Raw genomic sequence first — 18,382 nt, 5'->3', positions numbered from 1 at the left:
ACCCATGAGCCAGTTGCAGCAACGCATCGAGCAGGTCATCCGCGCCGACGTGCGCCAGATGCACGCCTACGTCGTGCAGCCGAGCGCCGGCATGGTCAAGCTCGACGCGATGGAGAACCCCTTCCGCCTGCCGCCGGAACTGCAGCGCGCGCTCGGCGAGCGCCTGGGCGCGGTGGCGATCAACCGCTATCCCGGCGAGCGCCTGGACGTGCTGCGCGAGGCCCTGGCCAGGCACGCGGGGATGCCCGACGGCCACGCCCTGGTGCTGGGCAACGGCTCGGACGAGCTGATCTCGATGCTGGCCATGGCCTGCCGGCAACCCGGCGCGACCGTGCTGGCGCCGGTGCCCGGCTTCGTGATGTACGAGATGTCCGCGCAGCTGCAGGGGATGCCGTTCGTCGGCGTGCCGCTGCGGCCGGACACCTTCGAGCTGGACGAACGCGCGATGCTGGCCGCGATCGAGCAGCACCGCCCGGCGCTGGTCTACATCGCCTACCCGAACAACCCGACCGGCAACCTGTTCGACGACGCGGTCATCGAGCGCATCGTGCAGGCCGCCCCGGGCCTGGTGGTGATCGACGAGGCCTACCAGCCGTTCTCCAGCCGCAGCTACATCGACCGCCTGGCGCGCCACGAGCACGTGCTGCTGATGCGCACGCTCAGCAAGTTCGGCCTGGCCGGCGTGCGCCTGGGCTACATGATGGGGCGCCGCGAGCTGATCGAGGAGATCGACAAGGTGCGCCCGCCCTACAACGTCAGCGTGCTGAACTGCGAGGCGGCGCTGTTCGCCCTCGAGCACGACGACGAGTTCGCTCGGCAGGCACGGATCCTGCGTGACGAGCGCCAGCGGCTGATCGAGGCGCTGCAGGCCCTGCCGGGCGTGCGGCCGTACCCGAGCGAAGCCAACATGGTGCTCGTGAAGGTGCCCGACGCGCGGCGCACCTACGAGGGCATGAAGGCGCGCAAGGTGCTCGTGAAGCACATGGGCGGCGGCTCGCCGCTGCTTGCCAACTGCCTGCGCCTGACGGTAGGCTCCCCCGAAGAAAACGACCTGATGATCGCCGCGCTGCGCGACAGCCTCTGAGATGAACATCCCCACCGCAGAACGTGTGGCCGAAGTCACACGCAACACCGCCGAAACGCAGATCCGCGTGCGCGTGAACCTGGACGGCACCGGCGTCGCGAAGCTGTCCACCGGCATCGGCTTCTTCGACCACATGCTCGACCAGATCGCCCGCCACGGGCTGATCGACCTGGAGGTCGACGCGAAGGGCGACCTGCACATCGACGGCCACCACACGGTGGAGGACGTCGGCATCACGCTGGGCCAGGCATTCGCCCGGGCCGTGGGCGACAAGAAGGGCATCCGCCGCTACGGCCATGCCTACGTGCCGCTGGACGAGGCGCTGTCGCGCGTGGTGGTCGACTTCTCTGGCCGCCCGGGCCTGCACATGCACGTGCCGTTCAAGGCCGGCATGATCGGCGCCTTCGACACCCAGCTGGCCTACGAGTTCTTCCAGGGCTTCGTCAACCACGCGCAGGTGACGCTGCACATCGACAACCTGCGCGGCGAGAACGCCCACCACCAGTGCGAGACGGTGTTCAAGGCCTTCGCCCGGGCGCTGCGCATGGCGCTGGAGCCCGACCCGCGCATGGCCGGCGTGGTGCCCTCGACCAAGGGGACCCTCTGACCATGGCCACCGTCGCCGTCGTCGACTACGGCATGGGCAACCTGCGCTCCGTCTCGCAGGCGGTGCGCCATGCCGCGCAGGGCACGGGTGCCGAGGTGATCGTCACCGCGCGCCCCGAAGAGGTCCGTGCCGCCGAGCGCGTCGTGCTGCCGGGGCAGGGGGCGATGCCCGACTGCATGCGCGAGCTGCGCGAGTCGGGCCTGCTGGAAGCGGTGCTGCACGCCGCCGCCCACAAGCCGCTGATGGGCGTGTGCGTGGGCATGCAGATGCTGCTCGAGCGCAGCGAGGAAGGCCCGACCGAGGGCCTGGGGCTGATCCCGGGCGAGGTGGTGCGCTTCCGGCTCGACGGGCTGACGCAGCCGGACGGCAGTCGTTACAAGGTGCCACAGATGGGCTGGAACCGGGTCTGGCAGGTGCGCCCGCACCCGATGTGGACCGGGGTGCCCGACGGCGCCTATTTCTATTTCGTGCACAGCTACCACGCCCGTACCCGGCTGCCGGAGCACAGCACCGGGGAAACCGAGTACGGCGTGCGCTTTACCTGTGCGGTGGCGCGGGATAACATTTTTGCGACCCAGTTCCACCCGGAGAAGAGCGCAGCACACGGTTTGGCCCTGTACCGCAACTTCCTGTCCTGGAAGCCCTGACTGCGCCGTCGCCCCTTCCCGTCCCGGCTTCTCCCCACCCGCTTTTCCCACCACCACCATCGCCTCGGCTATGTTGCTGATCCCTGCCATCGACCTGAAAGACGGCAAGTGCGTGCGCCTGAAACAAGGTGACATGAACGACTCCACCACCTTCGGCGACGATCCGGCCGCGATCGCGCGTCGCTGGCTCGACGCCGGGGCACGCCGGCTGCACCTGGTGGACCTCAACGGGGCCTTTGCCGGCAAGCCGGTGAACCAGGCGGCGATCAAGTCCATCCTCGCCGAGGTGGGCGACGAGATCCCGGTCCAGCTGGGCGGAGGCATCCGCGACCTGGACACCATCGAACGCTACCTGGACGGCGGCCTGAGCTACGTCATCATCGGCACGGCTGCGGTCAAGAACCCCGGCTTCCTGAAGGACGCCTGCAGCGCCTTCGGCGGCCACATCATCGTCGGCCTGGACGCCAAGGACGGCAAGGTCGCCACCGACGGCTGGTCCAAGCTGTCGGGCCACGAGGTGGTCGACCTGGCGAAGAAGTTCGAGGACTACGGCGTCGAGGCGGTGATCTACACCGACATCGGCCGCGACGGCATGCTCACCGGCATCAACATCGACGCCACCGTCAAGCTGGCGCGGGCGCTGTCGATCCCGGTGATCGCCTCCGGCGGCCTGAGCAGCCTGGCCGACATCGAGCGGCTGTGCGAGGTGGAGGACGAAGGCATCGAGGGCGTCATCTGCGGCCGGGCCATCTACACCGGCGACCTCGACTTCGCCGAGGCGCAGAAGCGCGCCGACGAGCTCGCCACCCAGGCCTGATCCACCCATCCACCCCGACGGGGCGACGCCGCCCTGCGCTGCCATGCTGGCCAAACGCATCATTCCCTGCCTGGACGTGACCGGCGGTCGCGTCGTCAAGGGCGTCAACTTCGTCGAGCTGCGCGACGCCGGCGATCCGGTCGAGATCGCCGCGCGCTACAACGAGCAGGGCGCCGACGAACTCACCTTCCTGGACATCACCGCCACCAGCGACGGGCGCGACCTGATCCTGCCCATCATCGAGGCGGTGGCCAGCCAGGTGTTCATCCCGCTGACGGTCGGCGGCGGCGTGCGCACCGTCGAGGACGTGCGGCGCCTGCTTAACGCGGGGGCCGACAAGGTCAGCTTCAACTCCGCCGCGGTGGCCAACCCGCAGCTGATCCGCGACGCATCGCAGAAGTACGGCGCGCAGTGCATCGTGGTGGCGATCGACGCCAAGGCACGTGCCGACGGCAGCGGCTGGGACGTCTACACCCACGGCGGGCGCAGGAACACCGGGCTGGACGCGGTGGCCTGGGCGCGCCAGATGGCCGAGCACGGCGCCGGCGAGATCCTGCTGACCAGCATGGACCGCGACGGCACCAAGAGCGGCTTCGACCTGGCCCTGACCCGCGCCGTCAGCGACGCGGTGCCGGTGCCGGTCATCGCCTCGGGCGGCGTCGGCAACCTGGAGCACCTGGTCGAGGGCATCCAGCAGGGCCATGCCGACGCCGTGCTGGCGGCCAGCATCTTCCACTACGGCGAGTACACCGTGGGCCAGGCCAAGGCCCTGATGGCCGAGCGCGGCATCCCGGTGCGGCGCTGAGTTCCGCCCCCGCCGTCCCCCGGGGCCGGCGGGCTTTTCCGACATCGCGGGCGTGGCCGCGGCCGGTGGGCCGGCCGTCGCGCAGGTGGTTGCTACACTGCCGTCATGGAGTGGCTCGAACAAGTCAAATGGGACGATCAAGGCCTGGTGCCGGTGATCGCACAGGAAGTCGGCAGCAACGACGTGCTGATGTTTGCCTACATGAACCGCGAGGCGCTGCGCCTGACCGCCGAGCGCGGCGAGGCGGTGTACTGGAGCCGCTCCCGCCAGCGCCTGTGGCACAAGGGCGAGGAATCGGGCCACATCCAGAAAGTGCACGAGATCCGCCTCGACTGCGACGGCGACGTGGTGCTGCTGAAGGTGACCCAGCTCGGGCACGAGCCGGGCATCGCCTGCCACACCGGGCGGCATTCGTGCTTCTTCAACGCGCTGCGCGACGGCCAGTGGCAGCCGGTCGACCCGGTGCTGAAGGACCCGCAGCGCATCTACAAGTAAGTGAACGGCATGACTTCCAACGACACGCTGGAGCGGCTGGCGCAGGTGATCGAGTCGCGCAAGGGCGCCGACCCGGACGCCTCCTACGTCGCCCGGCTGTTCCACAAGGGCCTGGACGCGATCCTCAAGAAGGTCGGCGAGGAGGCCACCGAGACCGTCATGGCCGCCAAGGACGGCGATCCGAAGAAGATCGTCTACGAGGTGGCCGACCTGTGGTTCCATTCCATGGTGGCGCTGGCCGCGTTCGACCTGCGGCCGGCCGACGTGCTGGCCGAGCTGGAGCGGCGCGAGGGCCTGTCGGGCCTGCAGGAGTTCGCCCAGCGCAGCCAGCGCAAGGAGGGGGCGCAATGACCGACATCATCGACCTGGGCGAGCGCGACCGCCAGCTCAAGACCATCGGCATCGTCAGCTACCTGCTGCACGCCATCGTCGCGGTCTCGGCCCTGGTGCCGACGGTGCAGGCCAGCATCGTGCTGCTGGTGATCGCCTTCGTGCTGGACCTGGTCAAGAAGGACGACGCGGCCGGCACCTGGCAGGAGTCGCACTTCCGCTGGCGCATCCGCTCGGTGCTGTGGGCCGGCGCCCTGTACCTGCTGACCCTGCCGCTGTGGTTCCTGCTGGTCCTGCCCGGCTGGATCGCGTGGTTCCTGATCTCGATCTGGTTCCTCTACCGCATCGTCCGAGGCTGGCTGAACCTCAACGACAATCGCCCCATCCAAGCGTGAGGCCGTATCCATGAGTCACGACCCGAACTGCATCTTCTGCAAGATCGTCGCCGGCGAGATCCCGTCCCGCAAGGTCTACGAGGACGAGGAGCTGTACGCGTTCCACGACATCCGTCCGCAAGCGCCGGTGCATTTCATGATCATTCCCAAGCAGCATGTGGCCTCGCTCGACGAGGCCACCGCGGAGCATGCGCCGCTGCTGGGTCGCATCCTCACGCTGGCGCCGCAGCTGGCGCGCGAGCAGGGGGCGACCAACGGCTTCCGCACCGTCATCAACACCGGTCCGGACGGCGGGCAGGAGGTCTACCACCTCCACGTCCACGTCATGGGTGGCCCCCGCCCCTGGAAAGTGGGCTGACCGTAGAATTCCTTTCCGTCGTTAGGAGAAAGACATGGGTTCCTTCAGCATCTGGCACTGGTTGGTCGTGCTGTTGATCGTCGTGCTGGTGTTCGGCACCAAGAAGCTCAAGAACCTCGGCTCCGACCTGGGCGCCGCGGTGAAGGGCTTCAAGGATGGCATGCGTGACGGCTCGTCCGGCGAGGCGGCCGGCCCGGCACAGCAGGTCACCAACGAGAAGACGGCCGAGAAGCCGACGATCGACGTCGAGGCGAAGACCAAGTCCTGATCCTCCCACCCCGTCGTGCGGCGTGGCTGAACGGCCGCGCCGCCCGGCGTCCCTGCCCGCCTCATGATTGATTTCGGCTTCGACAAGCTGGCCCTCATCGGTGCGGTGGCGTTGATCGTCATCGGCCCGGAAAAGCTGCCCCGTGTCGCCCGCACCGTCGGGCACCTGCTGGGCAAGGCGCAGCGCTACGTGGCCGACGTCAAGGCCGAGGTGAACCGGTCCATCGAGCTCGAGGAACTCAAGAAGATGAAGACCGAGTTCGAGGACGCCGCGCGCAACGTCGAGCGGGAGGTGTCCCAGGCGGCCGGTGACTTCGAGAAGTCCTGGTCCGACGTCACCCACAGCATCGGCACGCTGGACCAGCCCGACGGCAGTGCCGGCAGCCTCGGCAGCAGCTGGGAACCGCCGCCTCCCGAGTACAAGCATCCCAGGAAGAACTGGCGGCTCAAGCGCGGTGCGGTGCCACAGTGGTACAAGCGGCGCCACGGCGTGCGCACGCACGTGCAGTCCGGCGCAGCCCGCGTGGCGCGCTTCCGGCCGCGCCGGCCGTCTTCGAAGGTCGGCCCGTGAGCCAGAACGCCCCCCAAAACGATCGCGACGAACTGGAAGGCACCGAGCAGCCCTTCGTTTCCCACCTGATCGAGCTGCGCGACCGCCTGATCCGTTCGCTCATTGCCGTCGGCGTCGTGTTCGGCGCGCTGTTCCTGTGGCCGGGCCCGTCCGGGCTGTACGACCTGCTGGCCGCGCCGCTGGTCGCACACCTGCCCGAGGGCAGCCGCATGATCGCCACCAGCGTGATCTCGCCGTTCATCGTGCCGCTGAAGATCACGCTGATGACGGCCTTCCTGATCGCGCTGCCGGTGGTGCTCTACCAGGTCTGGGCCTTCGTCGCGCCCGGGCTGTACACGCACGAGAAGCGGCTGGTGCTGCCGCTGGTGGTCTCCAGCACCATCCTGTTCCTCGTCGGGGTGGCGTTCTGCTACTTCTTCGTGTTCGGCAAGGTGTTCGCCTTCATCCAGAGCTTCGCGCCCAAGAGCATCACCGCCGCGCCGGACATCGAGGCCTACCTCAGCTTCGTGCTGACGATGTTCCTGGCCTTCGGGCTGGCCTTCGAGGTGCCCATCGTGGTGGTCGTGCTGGCGCGCCTGGGCATGGTCAGCATCGACAAGCTGAAGGCCTTCCGCAGCTACTTCATCGTGCTGGCCTTCATCATCGCCGCCATCGTCACCCCGCCGGACGTGATCTCGCAGCTGGCGCTGGCGATCCCGATGTGCCTGCTCTACGAGGCGGGCATCTGGGCCGCGCAGCTGTTCATCAAGCACACCGGCGCGCCGGACGCCGAGGAAGAACAGGCCTGAGGCCCGCACCGGCGGGCCCGTTCCGTCGCCCGGGCGCGCGCGGCGCTTCAGCGCATGCGCCGCTGCAGCTTGGGCCGCTGGGCCACCTGGACGTCCAGCTCCAGCGTCTCCCGGCCGCGCTGCACCGAAATCGTCGCCTGGCTGCCGGGGACCAGTTCCGCCACTGCGTTGAGCAGCTGCACCGTGCTCTTGACCGGCTTGCCGGCCACCGCGACCACCACGTCGCCCGGGCGGATGCCGGCCAGCTGGGCCGGGCCGCCCTGCAGCACGCCGGTGATCAGCACGCCTTCCTCGATCGGCAGGTTGAAGGTCTGCGCCATCTCGGGCGTCAGGTCCTGCGGCTCGACGCCGATCCAGCCGCGCGTGACCTGGCCGTCGCGGATCAGGCTTTCCATCACGTGGCGGGCCGTGGAGGCCGGGATCGCGAAGCCGATGCCCATGTTGCCGCCCGAGCGCGAGTAGATCGCGGTGTTGATGCCCATCAGGTTGCCGCTGGCGTCGACCAGCGCGCCGCCCGAGTTGCCGGGGTTGATCGCGGCGTCGGTCTGGATGAAGTTCTCGAAGGTGTTGATGCCCAGCTGGTTGCGCCCCAGCGCGCTGACGATGCCGGAGGTGACCGTCTGCCCCACGCCGAACGGGTTGCCGATCGCCAGCACCACGTCGCCGACCTCCAGCGCGTCGGAGTCGCCGAAGGTGATGGCCGGCAGCTTGTCGAGGTCGATGCGTAGCACGGCGAGGTCGGTCTCCGGGTCGGTCCCGACCACCTTGCCGCGGGTCTTGCGGCCGTCGCTGAGCATCACCTCGATGTCGTCGGCACCTTCGATGACGTGGTTGTTGGTCAGCACGTAGCCTTCGGGTGAGACGATGACCCCGGAGCCGAGGCCCATCTGCTGCTGTTGCGGCACCTGGTCGCCGAAGAAGAAGCGGAACCAGGGATCATCCATGTGCGGCGCGCGCGTGGTGCGGCTGGTGGCGATGTTCACGACCGCGGGCGAGGCGCGCTTGGCCGCGGCCGAATAGGTGCTCGGCGCGGGGGCCGCCGCCACCGCCGGGGCCTCGATGATCGAGACGGACGGCACCACCCCCGTCGGCGAGCGCTGCAGCCACTGCGGCTTGAGCGTGGAGACGACGAACAGCACCGCCACGGCCACCGTGACGGCTTGCGAGAAAATCAGCCAGGTTTTGCGCATAGGAAAGAGACGGATGATCCACCGCGACGAACTGGACGGCTACCTGAAGGGCCTGCTGGCAGTGGACCGGTTCAAGGATTATGGGCCGAACGGCCTGCAAGTTGAGGGCCGCGCCGAAGTTCGCAAGGTGGTCAGCGGCGTCACCGCCAGCCTGGCGCTCATCGAGGCGGCCGTGGATGCGGGCGCCGACGCCATCGTGGTTCACCACGGCCTGTTCTGGCGCGGCCAGGACGGGCGCGTGACCGGCTGGATGAAGAAGCGCCTGCAGCGCTTGCTGGCGGCCGACGTGAACCTGTTTGCCTACCACTTGCCGCTGGACGCGCACCCCGAGCTGGGCAACAACGCGCAGCTGGCACGCCGGCTGGGGCTGACGGCCGAACGCAGCTTCGGCGACCAGGAACTGGGCCTGCTCGGTGCGGCCGACGCGGCGCTGACGCTGGAGGCCCTGGCCGCGCGCGTGCGCGAGCGCCTCGGGCGCGCGCCGGTGGTGGTCGAAGGCGACGGCCGCCCGCTGCGCCGCATCGCCTGGTGCACCGGCGGCGCGCAGGGGTTCTTCGAGGCGGCGATCGCCGCCGGCGCCGACGCCTACCTCACCGGCGAGATCTCCGAGCCGCAGGCGCACTACGCGCGCGAGACCGGCGTGGCCTACCTCGCCTGCGGCCACCATGCCACCGAGCGCTACGGGGCACCGGCGCTGGGCGAGCACATCGCCGCACGCTTCGGCCTCGAGCATCGCTTCATCGACGTGGACAACCCGGCATGAGCGCCCCGTCCCCGCACGCGCCGCTGGCGATCACGATGGGCGACCCGGCCGGCATCGGCCCGGAGATCGTCGCCAAGGCCTTCCGCGACGGCCGGCTCGACGCGGCGCTCGTGATCGGCGACATCGAGGTGATGCGCCGCGCCGTGCGCTGCATCGGCGCGACCATGCTGCCGGTGGCGGTGATCGAGCGCGTGGCCGACCTGCCGCGCGTGCCGCCAGGCTGCATGCCGGTGCTGCCGGCCACGCAGCTGCCCGCGCTGCCGGCCTTCGGCGCGATCGACGCCGCCGCCGGGGCCGCGGCCCACGACTGCATCCGGCGCGCCACCGAGCTGGCGCTGGCCGGCGAGGTGGGTGCGGTCGTCACCGCGCCGATCCACAAGGAGGCGCTGGCCGCGGCGGGCATCGGCTTTCCCGGCCACACCGAGATGCTGCAGGCCTACGCCGGCGCGCCCGAGGTGCGCATGATGCTGGCCAACGACGAGCTCAAGACGGTGCTGGTCAGCATCCACGTCTCGCTGCGCCGCGCGATCGAGGCGGTGACGTTCGAGAACGTGCTGCAGACCGTGCGCATCGCCCATCGCAGCGCGGCGCTGTGGGGGCAGCCGAAGCCGCGCATCGCGGTGGCCGGGCTCAACCCGCATGCGGGCGAGGGCGGCCTGTTCGGCGACGAGGAGCTGCGCATCATCGGCCCGGCCGTCGAGGCGGCGCGTGCCGAGGGCATCGACGCGCGCGGGCCCTTTGCCCCGGACACCGTCTACATGCGCGCGCGCGACACGGCCGACCACCCGGGCGAGTTCGACCTGGTGATCGCGATGTACCACGACCAGGGCCTGATCCCGGTGAAGTACCTCGGGGTGGAGCGGGGCGTGAACGTCACGCTGGGCCTGCCGTTCGTGCGCACCAGCCCCGACCATGGCACCGCGTTCGACCTGGCGGGCAGCGGGCGGGCCGATGCCTCCAGCCTGGTCGCGGCGGCGGAGATGGCGCGCCGCCTCGCGGCCGGACGCGCGGCGGGCGGGACGGGTTAGCTAGCGGCGCGAGCAGCGCCGGTGCGGCTGGTGCAGGCGGCGGCGCCAGGGATGGGCGGCCGCGGGCAGGGCACCCTCGCCCGTGGGCAGGCTGGCCGGAACGACGCCTGCCAGCGTGCGGTCCTCGGACCGGCGGGCCGGCGTCCCGTGGGCGTCCTGGATGGTGGCTGCCGGCAGGGGTTTGTCCATCGCGCGTTCCTTTCCTCGTCGACCGTCGTCCCGGGCGGTGCGGCGTGCGCATTCTAGGAGGGGCGCGGACGCCGGCTCATGCCGGTTTGCGTGGCCTCCATGCACGATGTGCATGAGGGGAGGCGGCGTCGGGCGCACAGGCGCGAACCGGCATGCCGTGGCGGCAGGCGGTGTGCGGGGAGGGGGGATGTCCCGCGGCGGGGGCGGCCGCGGGGGCGGGCGGCACGGGCCGTGCCGCCGCCGGGGTCACAGCAGGTTGCGGACCTGCGCCTGCACCTGCATCAGGGCCGGCAGGCAGCGCTCCTGCAGGTCGGCCAGCGTCATGCGGGTCGCATGCACGCTGACGTTCATCGCCGCGACGGTGTCGCCGCGCAGGTTCTTCAGCGGCACGGAGATGGTGCGCAGGCCCAGCTCCAGTTCCTGGTCGACCACCGCGAAGCCTTGCGCGCGGGCGCGCGCGATCTCGATGCGCAGGCGGTCCTTGTGGGTCACGGTGTGCGGGGTCAGCGGCTCGAGGGGGTGCTCGTCCAGCCAGGCGTCGACGCGTTCCTGCGGCAGCGCGGCCAGCAGCACGCGGCCGTTGGCGGTGCAGTAGGCGGGAGCGCGGCTGCCCGGCTGCAGCGTGGGGGAGACGGTGCGGCCCGCCGAGGTGGCGGCGATGCAGATCACGTCGGCCGCGTCGAGCACGCCCACCGAGGAGGTTTCCTGCAGCGCGTGGGCCAGCTTCTGCACCTGCGGGTAGACGATGCGCGGCAGGCGCGCGGAATGGAAGTAGGACTGGCCCAGGCGCAGCACGCGCGGCGACAGGGAGAACATGCGGCCGTCGTAGTTGACGTAGCCCAGCTGGGTCAGCGTCAGCAGGTAGCGGCGCGCAGCGGCGCGGGTCAGCCCCGTGCGTTGCGCGACTTCGGTCATCGACAGGCGCGACTGCTCCTGGTCGAACGCTTCGATCACCGACAGGCCTTTCTGGAGCCCGGCGATGAAGTCTCGTTTCTGGACGGTGAAGGGGGTATCCATGGAACTGCTCAAGCGGCCAAGCGAAACACTTGGTTTCCAACCCTTGCCGACGCCACGCGCGGTCGCGCGCCAGTCGCACACCAGGGCTGCAATCTATTGTTGGGAAGATCAATATAGCCTAGATTCGCACAACCGTTCGGATCACAGACTTCTGTGCGATGTTCGCGCGCGTGTGCGCCTGTCTGACGTGACCGGGTGCACGTTTGGCCCGCCCCTCGACACCGCCGCCATGTCCTCATTCGCGTTCGAAGGTTTCCTGTCCACACCCGAGATGCTGGAGGTGTTCAGCGAGGTCTCGGTCACCCAGGCCATGATGGACTTCGAGGCGGCGTTGGCACGGGCCCAGGCCGCCGAAGGCCTGATGCCGCACGCGGCGGCGCAGGCGATCACCAGCGTCTGCAAGGCCGACCTCTATGACGTGCCGGCTATCGTCGGGCAGAGCGGCCGCGCCGGCAGCCTGGCGATCCCGCTGGTGAAGAAGCTCACCGAGACGGTCGCGCTGTTCGACCAGCAGGCGGCGGGCTACGTGCACTGGGGCAGCACCAGCCAGGACGTGATCGACACCGCGATGGTGCTGCTGACGCGCCGCGCGCTGCAGCTGGTCGAGCGCGACCTCGCGGCGCTGGTGCGCGACCTGCTGGTGCTGGCCGAGCTGCATGCGGCCACGCCGGTGCTGGCGCGCACGCTGATGCAGCCGGCCCAGGTGGTGACGGTGGGCTACAAGCTGCTCGGCTGGGTCGCGCCGCTGGTGCGTCGCCAGGCGCGGCTGCGCGAGGCGGCGGCGCGCGCGCTGAAGCTGCAGTTCGGCGGTGCGGTGGGCACCCTGTCGGTGCTGGGCGATGCCGGCCCGGCGGTGGCGCGCCGCATGGCCGACGAGCTGCAGCTGGCACTGCCGCCCACCGCCTGGCACACCCAGCGCGACGACTGGGTCGCCCTGGGCGCCGAGGTGGGCGTGCTGTGCGGGGCGCTGGGCAAGATCGCGCGCGACCTGTCGGCGATGGCGCAGGGCGAGATCGGCGAGCTGGCCGAACCCTCCGGCGGCGGCCGCGGCGGCTCCTCGGCGATGCCCCACAAGCGCAACCCGGTGTCCTCGATGGTCGCGCTGGCCGCGGCGCTGCGTGCGCCGCAGCGGGTGGCGGCGCTGCTGGCGGCGATGCCGCAGGAGCAGGAGCGCGGCCTGGGCAACTGGCAGGCCGAGCTGGCCGAGTGGGCCGGGCTGTTCATTTCTGCGCACGGCGCCGTGAAGGCCCTGGCCGAGGCGATCGCCGGGCTGGAGATCGATGCCGCGCGCATGCGGCAGAACATCGACGCGCTGCAGGGCCTGGTGTTCGCCGAGGCGGTGTCGATGCGCCTGGCGCGCACGCTCGGCAAGTCGCGGGCGCACCAGATGTTCGAAGCGCTCGCGCAGCGTGCGCTCGCCGAGCGGCGCCACCTGCGCGAGCTGACGCTCGAGGCGGTGCAGTCCGACCCGGCCCTGCAGGTCGCGATGACGGTGGCCGACATCGACATGCTGTTCGACCTGGCGCGAGCGGCCGAGCCTGCGGCGCGCATCGTGCGGCAGCAGTTGCCGGAACTGAAGAAGGAGGCGGCAGCGCTCGCGGCCGCCCAGGAGGAGACCCGACATGGATGACCGACAGGACGACTTCGACCGTGGCCTGCGCAACCGCCGCGCCGTGCTGGGCGACGCGTGGGTGGACCGCTCGCTGGGCAATGCCACCGCGTTCAATGCCGACTTCGTCTCGCTGATCACCCGCTATGCCTGGCACGACATCTGGGGCCGTCCCGGGCTGGACCACCGCACCCGGCGCCTGCTGGTGCTGGGCATGACCATCGCGCAGGGCCGCTGGGAGGAGTACGAGCTGCACCTGCGCGCCGCGGTCGAGGGCGGCGTGCCGCTGGACGAGATCAAGGAGACGCTGATGCAGGCCGTGATCTACTGCGGCGTGCCGGCGGCCAACACCGCGTTCAAGCTGGCCGGCGAGGTGCTCGCGAAGCTCGGCATCACGCCGGCACCGCAGCCGCTGACGCCGGCGCAGCGCGTTGCGCGCCACCACACCTTCAGCGCCCCGCAGCTGCACGTGCTGCGGCAAGGGCAGGGGCGGCCGGTGGTGCTGAGCCATGCGCTGGGCCTGGACGTGCAGATGTGGGACCGGCTGGCCGCCGCGCTGGCTGGCGACTGCGAGGTGCTGCGCTACGACCACCGCGGCCACGGCGAGTCCGCCGTGCCGCCGGGGCCGTACACGATGGACGAGCTGGTCGAGGACGCGGCGCGCCTGGTGCGCGAATGGGGCCGCGGTCCGGTGGTCTGGATCGGGCTGTCGATGGGCGGCATGGTCGGCCAGGGGCTGGCCGCGCGCCATCCCGAGCTGGTGCAGTCGCTGGTGGTGGCCAACTCGACGTCCTACTACCCCGACGCGGCGCGCGGGCTGTGGGCGCAGCGCATCGCCACCGTCGAGGCGCAGGGCCTGGCCGGCATCGCCGACGGCGTGATGGGGCGCTACTTCACCGAGGCGTTCCGCGCCGCGCATCCCGAGGTCGAGGCCTGGGCGCGCGGCCGCCTGCTGCGCACCGACGCGGCCGGCTACGTGGCCTGCTGCCACGCGGTCTCGCAGGTCGACTGGCGCGAGGCGCTGCCGCGCATCACCTGCCCGACGCTGGTCATCGCCGGCGCCCAGGACGTGGGCGCGCCGGTGGCGATGTCCGAGGCGATCGCGCAGGCCGTGCCGGGGGCGCGGCTGGAGATCATCGACGGGGCCTCGCACATCAGCGTGCTGGAGGCGCCTGAGGCCTTCGAGCGGCTGGTGCGCGACTTCCTCGCCGCGCACTGAGCCGCTTCGCTCAGCGCGCGATGCGCTGCTCGCCGCGGATCTTGCGCTGCAGCTGCAGGATGCCGTAGACCAGCGCCTCGGCGGTGGGCGGGCAACCGGGCACGTAGACGTCCACCGGGATGATGCGGTCGCAGCCGCGCACCACCGAATAGCTGTAGTGGTAGTAGCCGCCGCCGTTGGCGCACGAGCCCATCGAGATCACGTAGCGCGGCTCGGCCATCTGGTCGTAGACCTGCCGGATCGCGCGTGCCATCTTGTTGGTCAGCGTGCCGGCCACGATCATCAGGTCGGCGTGGCGCGGGCTGCCGCGCGGGATCAGGCCGAAGCGGTCCATGTCGTAGCGCGCGCCGGCCGCATGCATCATCTCGACGGCGCAGCAGGCGAGTCCAAAGGACAGGTACCACAGGCTGTGGGCGCGGGCGGCGGCGGCCAGCTCGTCGAGCCGGGCCAGGGCATAGCCGTCGCGCTCGAGGGTGGGATAGCGCATCGCTCAGGCACGATCGGACGAAAAGCCCATGCTGGCCTGCGGCCGCGCGGCGGTCTTGTAGGAATCCGCCATGCGCGCGGCGGCGCGCCTTTAGGCCCGGGGTGACGGGGATGCCGCGAACTGCCAGCCGTGGACGATGGGCCAGTGTTCCGGGTCGTTCGCGCGCAGGCGCTGCAGCAGCTGGCCCGGCGCCTCGCCGCTCAGGCGGCGGAACTCGTGGCTCATGTGGGCCTGGTCGGCGTAGCCGCCGGCGACCGCCAGCTCGGCCAGCGGCATGGCCGGGGCCTGCAGCGCGCGCAGCAGCGTCTGCTCGAAGCGCTGCACGCGCTGGAACTGCTTGGGCGCGAGCCCCAGCTCGGCGAGGAACAGTCGCTCGGTGTGGCGCTCGCTCCAGCCCAGCCGCGACGCGGCCGTCCTGAGTGGCAGCGCGGTGTGCCGGTACAGGGCGAGCGCGCGCGCCCGCGTGTCGGGGCCGCCGGCCGCGAGCTGCCGGCGCAGCACGTCCAGCAGGACCGCGACGCGCTCCCTGTCGCGGCGCGCCTGCGCGAGGCGCTGCAGCGCCGTGCTCCAGGCCGCGGGCCACAGGTCGGCCAGGTCGACCTGCAGGTCGCGCAGCTGCTGCGCGGCGCAGCCGGCCAGCCGCGCCACGGCTGCCGGGTGCAGCAGCGCCGACACGGTGCGCAGCCGCTGCACCGTGAGGCTGGTCATCGGCACCGAGCGCGGGCCGGCCAGCAGGCCGCGCGGGCCCTGCAGCGCAGGGCCGTGCAGCGTCGCGACGATCCCTTCGACGATCACCACCACCAGGCCCTCGACCATGGCGGGGAAGCGGTTCAGCGTGCCGGCGGGCACCTCGTCGATGCGCAGGTTCAGCACCCAGGGGCGCAGGTCGGCAGGCACGGGCAGTCGCAGCGTGGGCATGGCAGGCGCGCAGGGCGGGGTCCGCGGACGATTATGGAATGCGGGCGCCGGTGCCACCGCGCATCGGGTATCGTGCAGGCCCATGAGCGAGCTTTCCTTCTTCTGGCACGACTACGAGACCTTCGGCCGCGTGCCGCGCCGGGACCGCCCGGCGCAGTTCGCCGGCATCCGCACCGATGCCGAGCTCAACGAGATCGACGTGCCGGTGATGCTGTACTGCCGTCCCGCGCCCGACTACCTGCCGGACCCCGAGTCCTGCCTGCTGACCGGCATCCTGCCGCAGCACTGCCTCGAGCACGGGCTGCCGGAGCACGAGTTCGCCGCCGCGATCGAGGCCCAGCTGGCGCGTCCGGGCACGATCGGGCTGGGCTACAACACGCTGCGCTTCGACGACGAGGTGACGCGCCACCTGTTCTGGCGCAACCTGATCGACCCCTACGCGCGCGAGTGGCAGAACGAGTGCGGGCGCTGGGACCTGCTGGACGTGGTGCGCTGCTGCTGGGCGCTGCGTCCCGAGGGCATCGAGTGGCCGCTCAACGGCGACGGGCGCCCCTCGTTCAAGCTGGAGCACCTGAGCGCGGCCAACGGGCTGGTGCACGATGCCGCGCACGACGCGCTGTCGGACGTGCGTGCCACCATCGCGCTGGCGCGCCTGATCAAGGCCCGCCAGCCGCGCCTGTGGGACTTCTGCCTGCGCCTGCGCCGCAAGGAAGCGGTGCTTGCCGAGATGGGCGTGGGCCGGCCGTTCCTGCACGTCTCGGGCATGTACGGCACCGAGCGGGGCAGCCTGGCGATCGTGTGGCCGCTGGCGCCGCACCCGACCAACAAGAACGAGGTCATCGTCTGGGACCTGGCGCACGACCCCGGCGAGCTGTTCACGATGAACGCGCAGCAGATCCGCGAGCGCCTGTTCACGCGCAGCGACGAGCTGCCCGAGGGCGTCGAGCGGCTGCCGATCAAGACCATCCACATCAACAAGTGCCCGATCGTGATCGGCAACCTGCGCACGCTCACGCCCGAGCGCGCCGCGCACTGGGGCATCGACGTGCAGCAGGCGCTGCGCCATGCCGAGACCTGCGCGCTCAAGGGCGCGACGATGGCCGGCATCTGGCCGGATGTCTACGCGCGCCCCGGGCCGGCCGAGGCGGCCGACGTGGACGAGGACCTCTACGGCGGCTTCATCGGCAACGAGGACCGGCGCCGCCTGCAGCGCCTGCGGACCATGACGCCCGAGCAGCTGGCCGAGCGGCCGCCGTCGTTCGACGACGAGCGGCTGGAGGAGCTGTTCTTCCGCTACCGCGCGCGCAACTTCCCCGAGACGCTCAGCGACGCCGAGCGCGAGCGCTGGCTGCAGCACTGCCACGCGCGCTTGCACGAGGGCGCGGGCGGGGCGCTGTCGCTGCAGGCCTACTTCGAGCGCATCGACGAGCTGGGCGAGGCGATGGCCGAGGACGAGCGCGCCCAGGAGATCCTCGGCGCACTGTACGAGTACGGCGAGCAGCTGGGCGAAGCCAGCATGCGCTAGCGCGGCCTCAGACCCGCTCGAGGATCACCGCGATGCCCTGGCCGACGCCGATGCACATGGTGCACAGCGCGTAGCGGCCCTGGATGCGGTGCAGCTGGTTGACCGCGGTGGTCGCCAGCCGCGCGCCCGAGGCGCCCAGCGGGTGGCCCAGCGCGATCGCGCCGCCGTTGGGGTTCACGCGCGGGTCGTCGTCGGGCAGGCCCAGCTCGCGCAGCACCGCCAGGCCCTGCGCGGCGAAGGCCTCGTTGAGCTCGATCACGTCGATCTGGTCCAGCGTCAGCCCGGCGCGCTCCAGCACGCGGCGCGTCGCGGGCGCCGGGCCGATGCCCATGATGCGCGGCTCCACGCCGGCAGTGGCCATCGCGACCACGCGCGCGCGCGGCGTGAGCCCGTGGCGCGCGGCGGCCTGCTCGTCGGCCAGCAGCAGCGCGCAGGCGCCGTCGTTGACGCCCGAGGCGTTGCCGGCGGTCACGGTGCCGTCCGGTCGCACCACGCCCTTGAGCTTCGCCAGCGCTTCCATCGTGGTCTCGCGCGGGTGCTCGTCGCGCTGCACGGCGATGGCCTCGCCCTTCTTCTGCGGGATCGTGACCGGGGTGATCTCGGCGTCGAAGTAGCCGCTGCGCTGCGCGGCGAGCGCCTTCTGCTGCGAGGCGAGCGCCATGCGGTCCTGGTCCTCGCGGCTGATGCGGAACTGCTCGGCCACGTTCTCGGCGGTCTCGGGCATCGAGTCGACGCCGTACTTCGCCTTCATCAGCGGGTTGACGAAGCGCCAGCCGATCGTGGTGTCATAGATCGCGGCGTTGCGGCTGAACGCGCTGTCGGCCTTGGGCATCACGAAGGGCGCGCGGCTCATGCTCTCGACGCCGCCGGCGATCATCAGCGAGGCCTCGCCGCTGCGGATGGCGCGCGCGGCGGTGCCCACCGCGTCCAGCCCGGAGCCGCACAGCCGGTTGACGGTCATGCCGGGCACGCCGATCGGCAGTCCGGCCAGCAGCAGGGCCATGCGCGCGACGTTGCGGTTGTCCTCGCCGGCCTGGTTGGCGCAGCCGAAGATCACGTCGTCGAGTGCCTCCCAGTCGACCCGCGGGTTACGTGCCATCAGCGCCGCGATCGGCACGGCGGCGAGGTCGTCGGTGCGCACCGAGGACAGTGCGCCGCCGTAGCGGCCGAACGGGGTGCGGATCGCGTCGCAGATGTAGGCGTGGGTCATGGCAGGTCCTTGGTGGGATGTCGGGAAAACGGCCAACGGGGCCGGGCCGCACGGGGCCCGGCC

The 18,382-nt window shown here is 71.0% G+C and carries 23 protein-coding genes; 17 read left to right on the top strand and 6 right to left on the bottom strand.

Translation table 11 applies throughout. From position 1 onward, the window contains the following. The first annotated feature begins 4 nt into the window (after nucleotides 1-4). From hisC to tatC, 12 genes are all read left to right on the top strand, one after another. Entirely contained in the window at nucleotides 5-1,084 is a 1,080-nt protein-coding gene (gene hisC, locus IS481_RS15110; RefSeq protein WP_104358055.1) for a histidinol-phosphate transaminase, read from the top strand. 1 nt (nucleotide 1,085) lies between these two features. Continuing rightward, a complete protein-coding gene (gene hisB / locus IS481_RS15105; protein WP_104358054.1) occupies nucleotides 1,086-1,691 on the top strand; it encodes an imidazoleglycerol-phosphate dehydratase HisB in 606 nt (201 codons plus the stop codon). Between the two features lie 2 nt (nucleotides 1,692-1,693). Continuing rightward, on the top strand, nucleotides 1,694-2,338 hold the full coding sequence (gene hisH / locus IS481_RS15100; protein ID WP_104358053.1) for an imidazole glycerol phosphate synthase subunit HisH: 645 nt from the start codon (nucleotides 1,694-1,696) through the stop codon (nucleotides 2,336-2,338). A gap of 70 nt (nucleotides 2,339-2,408) precedes the next feature. Beyond that, nucleotides 2,409-3,155 carry a 1-(5-phosphoribosyl)-5-[(5-phosphoribosylamino)methylideneamino]imidazole-4-carboxamide isomerase gene (gene hisA, locus IS481_RS15095; protein ID WP_104358052.1) on the top strand — a complete coding sequence of 249 codons (747 nt, stop codon included), beginning with the start codon at nucleotides 2,409-2,411 and terminating at the stop codon, nucleotides 3,153-3,155. Nucleotides 3,156-3,198: 43 nt separating this feature from the next. Continuing rightward, nucleotides 3,199-3,960: an imidazole glycerol phosphate synthase subunit HisF gene (gene hisF / locus IS481_RS15090; protein WP_104358051.1), complete on the top strand. Its 762-nt coding sequence runs from the start codon at nucleotides 3,199-3,201 to the stop codon at nucleotides 3,958-3,960. 105 nt (nucleotides 3,961-4,065) lie between these two features. Continuing rightward, nucleotides 4,066-4,455: a phosphoribosyl-AMP cyclohydrolase gene (gene hisI, locus IS481_RS15085; RefSeq protein WP_104358050.1), complete on the top strand. Its 390-nt coding sequence runs from the start codon at nucleotides 4,066-4,068 to the stop codon at nucleotides 4,453-4,455. Between the two features lie 9 nt (nucleotides 4,456-4,464). Further along, nucleotides 4,465-4,806, top strand: a complete 342-nt coding sequence (locus IS481_RS15080) for a phosphoribosyl-ATP diphosphatase (RefSeq protein ID WP_104358100.1) — start codon at nucleotides 4,465-4,467, stop codon at nucleotides 4,804-4,806. Further along, the gene (locus IS481_RS15075) at nucleotides 4,803-5,180 is read left to right on the top strand and encodes a DUF4870 family protein (protein WP_104358049.1); all 378 of its coding nucleotides are present in this window, start codon (nucleotides 4,803-4,805) and stop codon (nucleotides 5,178-5,180) included. The genes IS481_RS15080 and IS481_RS15075 overlap by 4 nt, the downstream gene beginning before the upstream one ends. A 10-nt stretch (nucleotides 5,181-5,190) precedes the next feature. Further along, the gene (locus IS481_RS15070; RefSeq protein WP_104358048.1) at nucleotides 5,191-5,538 is read left to right on the top strand and encodes a histidine triad nucleotide-binding protein; all 348 of its coding nucleotides are present in this window, start codon (nucleotides 5,191-5,193) and stop codon (nucleotides 5,536-5,538) included. A gap of 34 nt (nucleotides 5,539-5,572) precedes the next feature. Then, a complete protein-coding gene (tatA, locus tag IS481_RS15065; RefSeq protein ID WP_104358047.1) occupies nucleotides 5,573-5,806 on the top strand; it encodes a Sec-independent protein translocase subunit TatA in 234 nt (77 codons plus the stop codon). A 63-nt stretch (nucleotides 5,807-5,869) separates the two neighbouring features. Beyond that, nucleotides 5,870-6,376 carry a Sec-independent protein translocase protein TatB gene (tatB, locus tag IS481_RS15060; RefSeq protein ID WP_104358046.1) on the top strand — a complete coding sequence of 169 codons (507 nt, stop codon included), beginning with the start codon at nucleotides 5,870-5,872 and terminating at the stop codon, nucleotides 6,374-6,376. Further along, nucleotides 6,373-7,164, top strand: a complete 792-nt coding sequence (tatC, locus tag IS481_RS15055; RefSeq protein ID WP_104358045.1) for a twin-arginine translocase subunit TatC — start codon at nucleotides 6,373-6,375, stop codon at nucleotides 7,162-7,164. Before tatB ends, tatC begins: the two co-directional genes overlap by 4 nt. Before the next feature lie 47 nt (nucleotides 7,165-7,211). Here the strand turns inward: tatC and IS481_RS15050 are convergent, their stop codons facing one another. After that, on the bottom strand, nucleotides 7,212-8,354 hold the full coding sequence (locus IS481_RS15050; protein ID WP_104358044.1) for a Do family serine endopeptidase: 1,143 nt from the start codon (nucleotides 8,352-8,354) through the stop codon (nucleotides 7,212-7,214). 13 nt (nucleotides 8,355-8,367) lie between these two features. On the opposite strand from IS481_RS15050, the gene IS481_RS15045 reads away from it, so the two are divergent. Then, entirely contained in the window at nucleotides 8,368-9,117 is a 750-nt protein-coding gene (locus IS481_RS15045) for a Nif3-like dinuclear metal center hexameric protein (protein WP_104358043.1), read from the top strand. Then, entirely contained in the window at nucleotides 9,114-10,145 is a 1,032-nt protein-coding gene (gene pdxA, locus IS481_RS15040; protein WP_104358042.1) for a 4-hydroxythreonine-4-phosphate dehydrogenase PdxA, read from the top strand. Before IS481_RS15045 ends, pdxA begins: the two co-directional genes overlap by 4 nt. Here the strand turns inward: pdxA and IS481_RS15035 are convergent, their stop codons facing one another. Further along, a complete protein-coding gene (locus IS481_RS15035) occupies nucleotides 10,146-10,334 on the bottom strand; it encodes a hypothetical protein (RefSeq protein WP_104358041.1) in 189 nt (62 codons plus the stop codon). It abuts the gene before it with no gap. Between the two features lie 246 nt (nucleotides 10,335-10,580). After that, entirely contained in the window at nucleotides 10,581-11,351 is a 771-nt protein-coding gene (locus IS481_RS15030; protein WP_104358040.1) for an IclR family transcriptional regulator domain-containing protein, read from the bottom strand. 229 nt (nucleotides 11,352-11,580) lie between these two features. Between IS481_RS15030 and pcaB the strand changes: the two genes are divergently transcribed. Together pcaB and pcaCD are read left to right on the top strand one after the other, a co-directional pair. Then, nucleotides 11,581-12,981 carry a 3-carboxy-cis,cis-muconate cycloisomerase gene (gene pcaB / locus IS481_RS15025; protein WP_104358039.1) on the top strand — a complete coding sequence of 467 codons (1,401 nt, stop codon included), beginning with the start codon at nucleotides 11,581-11,583 and terminating at the stop codon, nucleotides 12,979-12,981. Continuing rightward, on the top strand, nucleotides 12,974-14,179 hold the full coding sequence (gene pcaCD / locus IS481_RS15020; protein WP_104358038.1) for a bifunctional 4-carboxymuconolactone decarboxylase/3-oxoadipate enol-lactonase PcaCD: 1,206 nt from the start codon (nucleotides 12,974-12,976) through the stop codon (nucleotides 14,177-14,179). The genes pcaB and pcaCD overlap by 8 nt, the downstream gene beginning before the upstream one ends. A gap of 10 nt (nucleotides 14,180-14,189) precedes the next feature. Here pcaCD and IS481_RS15015 read toward each other — a convergent pair whose 3' ends face one another. Both IS481_RS15015 and IS481_RS15010 read right to left on the bottom strand, forming a co-directional pair. After that, complete coding sequence (locus IS481_RS15015; protein WP_104358037.1) at nucleotides 14,190-14,666, bottom strand: NuoB/complex I 20 kDa subunit family protein; 477 nt, start codon at nucleotides 14,664-14,666, stop codon at nucleotides 14,190-14,192. Nucleotides 14,667-14,756: 90 nt separating this feature from the next. After that, on the bottom strand, nucleotides 14,757-15,584 hold the full coding sequence (locus tag IS481_RS15010; protein WP_165908743.1) for an AraC family transcriptional regulator: 828 nt from the start codon (nucleotides 15,582-15,584) through the stop codon (nucleotides 14,757-14,759). A gap of 82 nt (nucleotides 15,585-15,666) precedes the next feature. Between IS481_RS15010 and sbcB the strand changes: the two genes are divergently transcribed. Next, a complete protein-coding gene (sbcB, locus tag IS481_RS15005; protein ID WP_104358035.1) occupies nucleotides 15,667-17,109 on the top strand; it encodes an exodeoxyribonuclease I in 1,443 nt (480 codons plus the stop codon). Nucleotides 17,110-17,116: 7 nt separating this feature from the next. On the opposite strand, the gene pcaF is transcribed toward sbcB, so the two are convergent. Next, the gene (gene pcaF / locus IS481_RS15000; RefSeq protein WP_104358034.1) at nucleotides 17,117-18,319 is read right to left on the bottom strand and encodes a 3-oxoadipyl-CoA thiolase; all 1,203 of its coding nucleotides are present in this window, start codon (nucleotides 18,317-18,319) and stop codon (nucleotides 17,117-17,119) included. Between the last annotated feature and the right edge of the window lie 63 nt (nucleotides 18,320-18,382).

The organism is Caldimonas thermodepolymerans (assembly GCF_015476235.1).
GTDB classification, from domain to species: Bacteria; Pseudomonadota; Gammaproteobacteria; order Burkholderiales; family Burkholderiaceae_C; genus Caldimonas; species Caldimonas thermodepolymerans.
The sequence above is the reverse complement of the archived record's forward strand: the minus strand, read 5'-3'. Positions and strand labels throughout refer to the sequence as shown.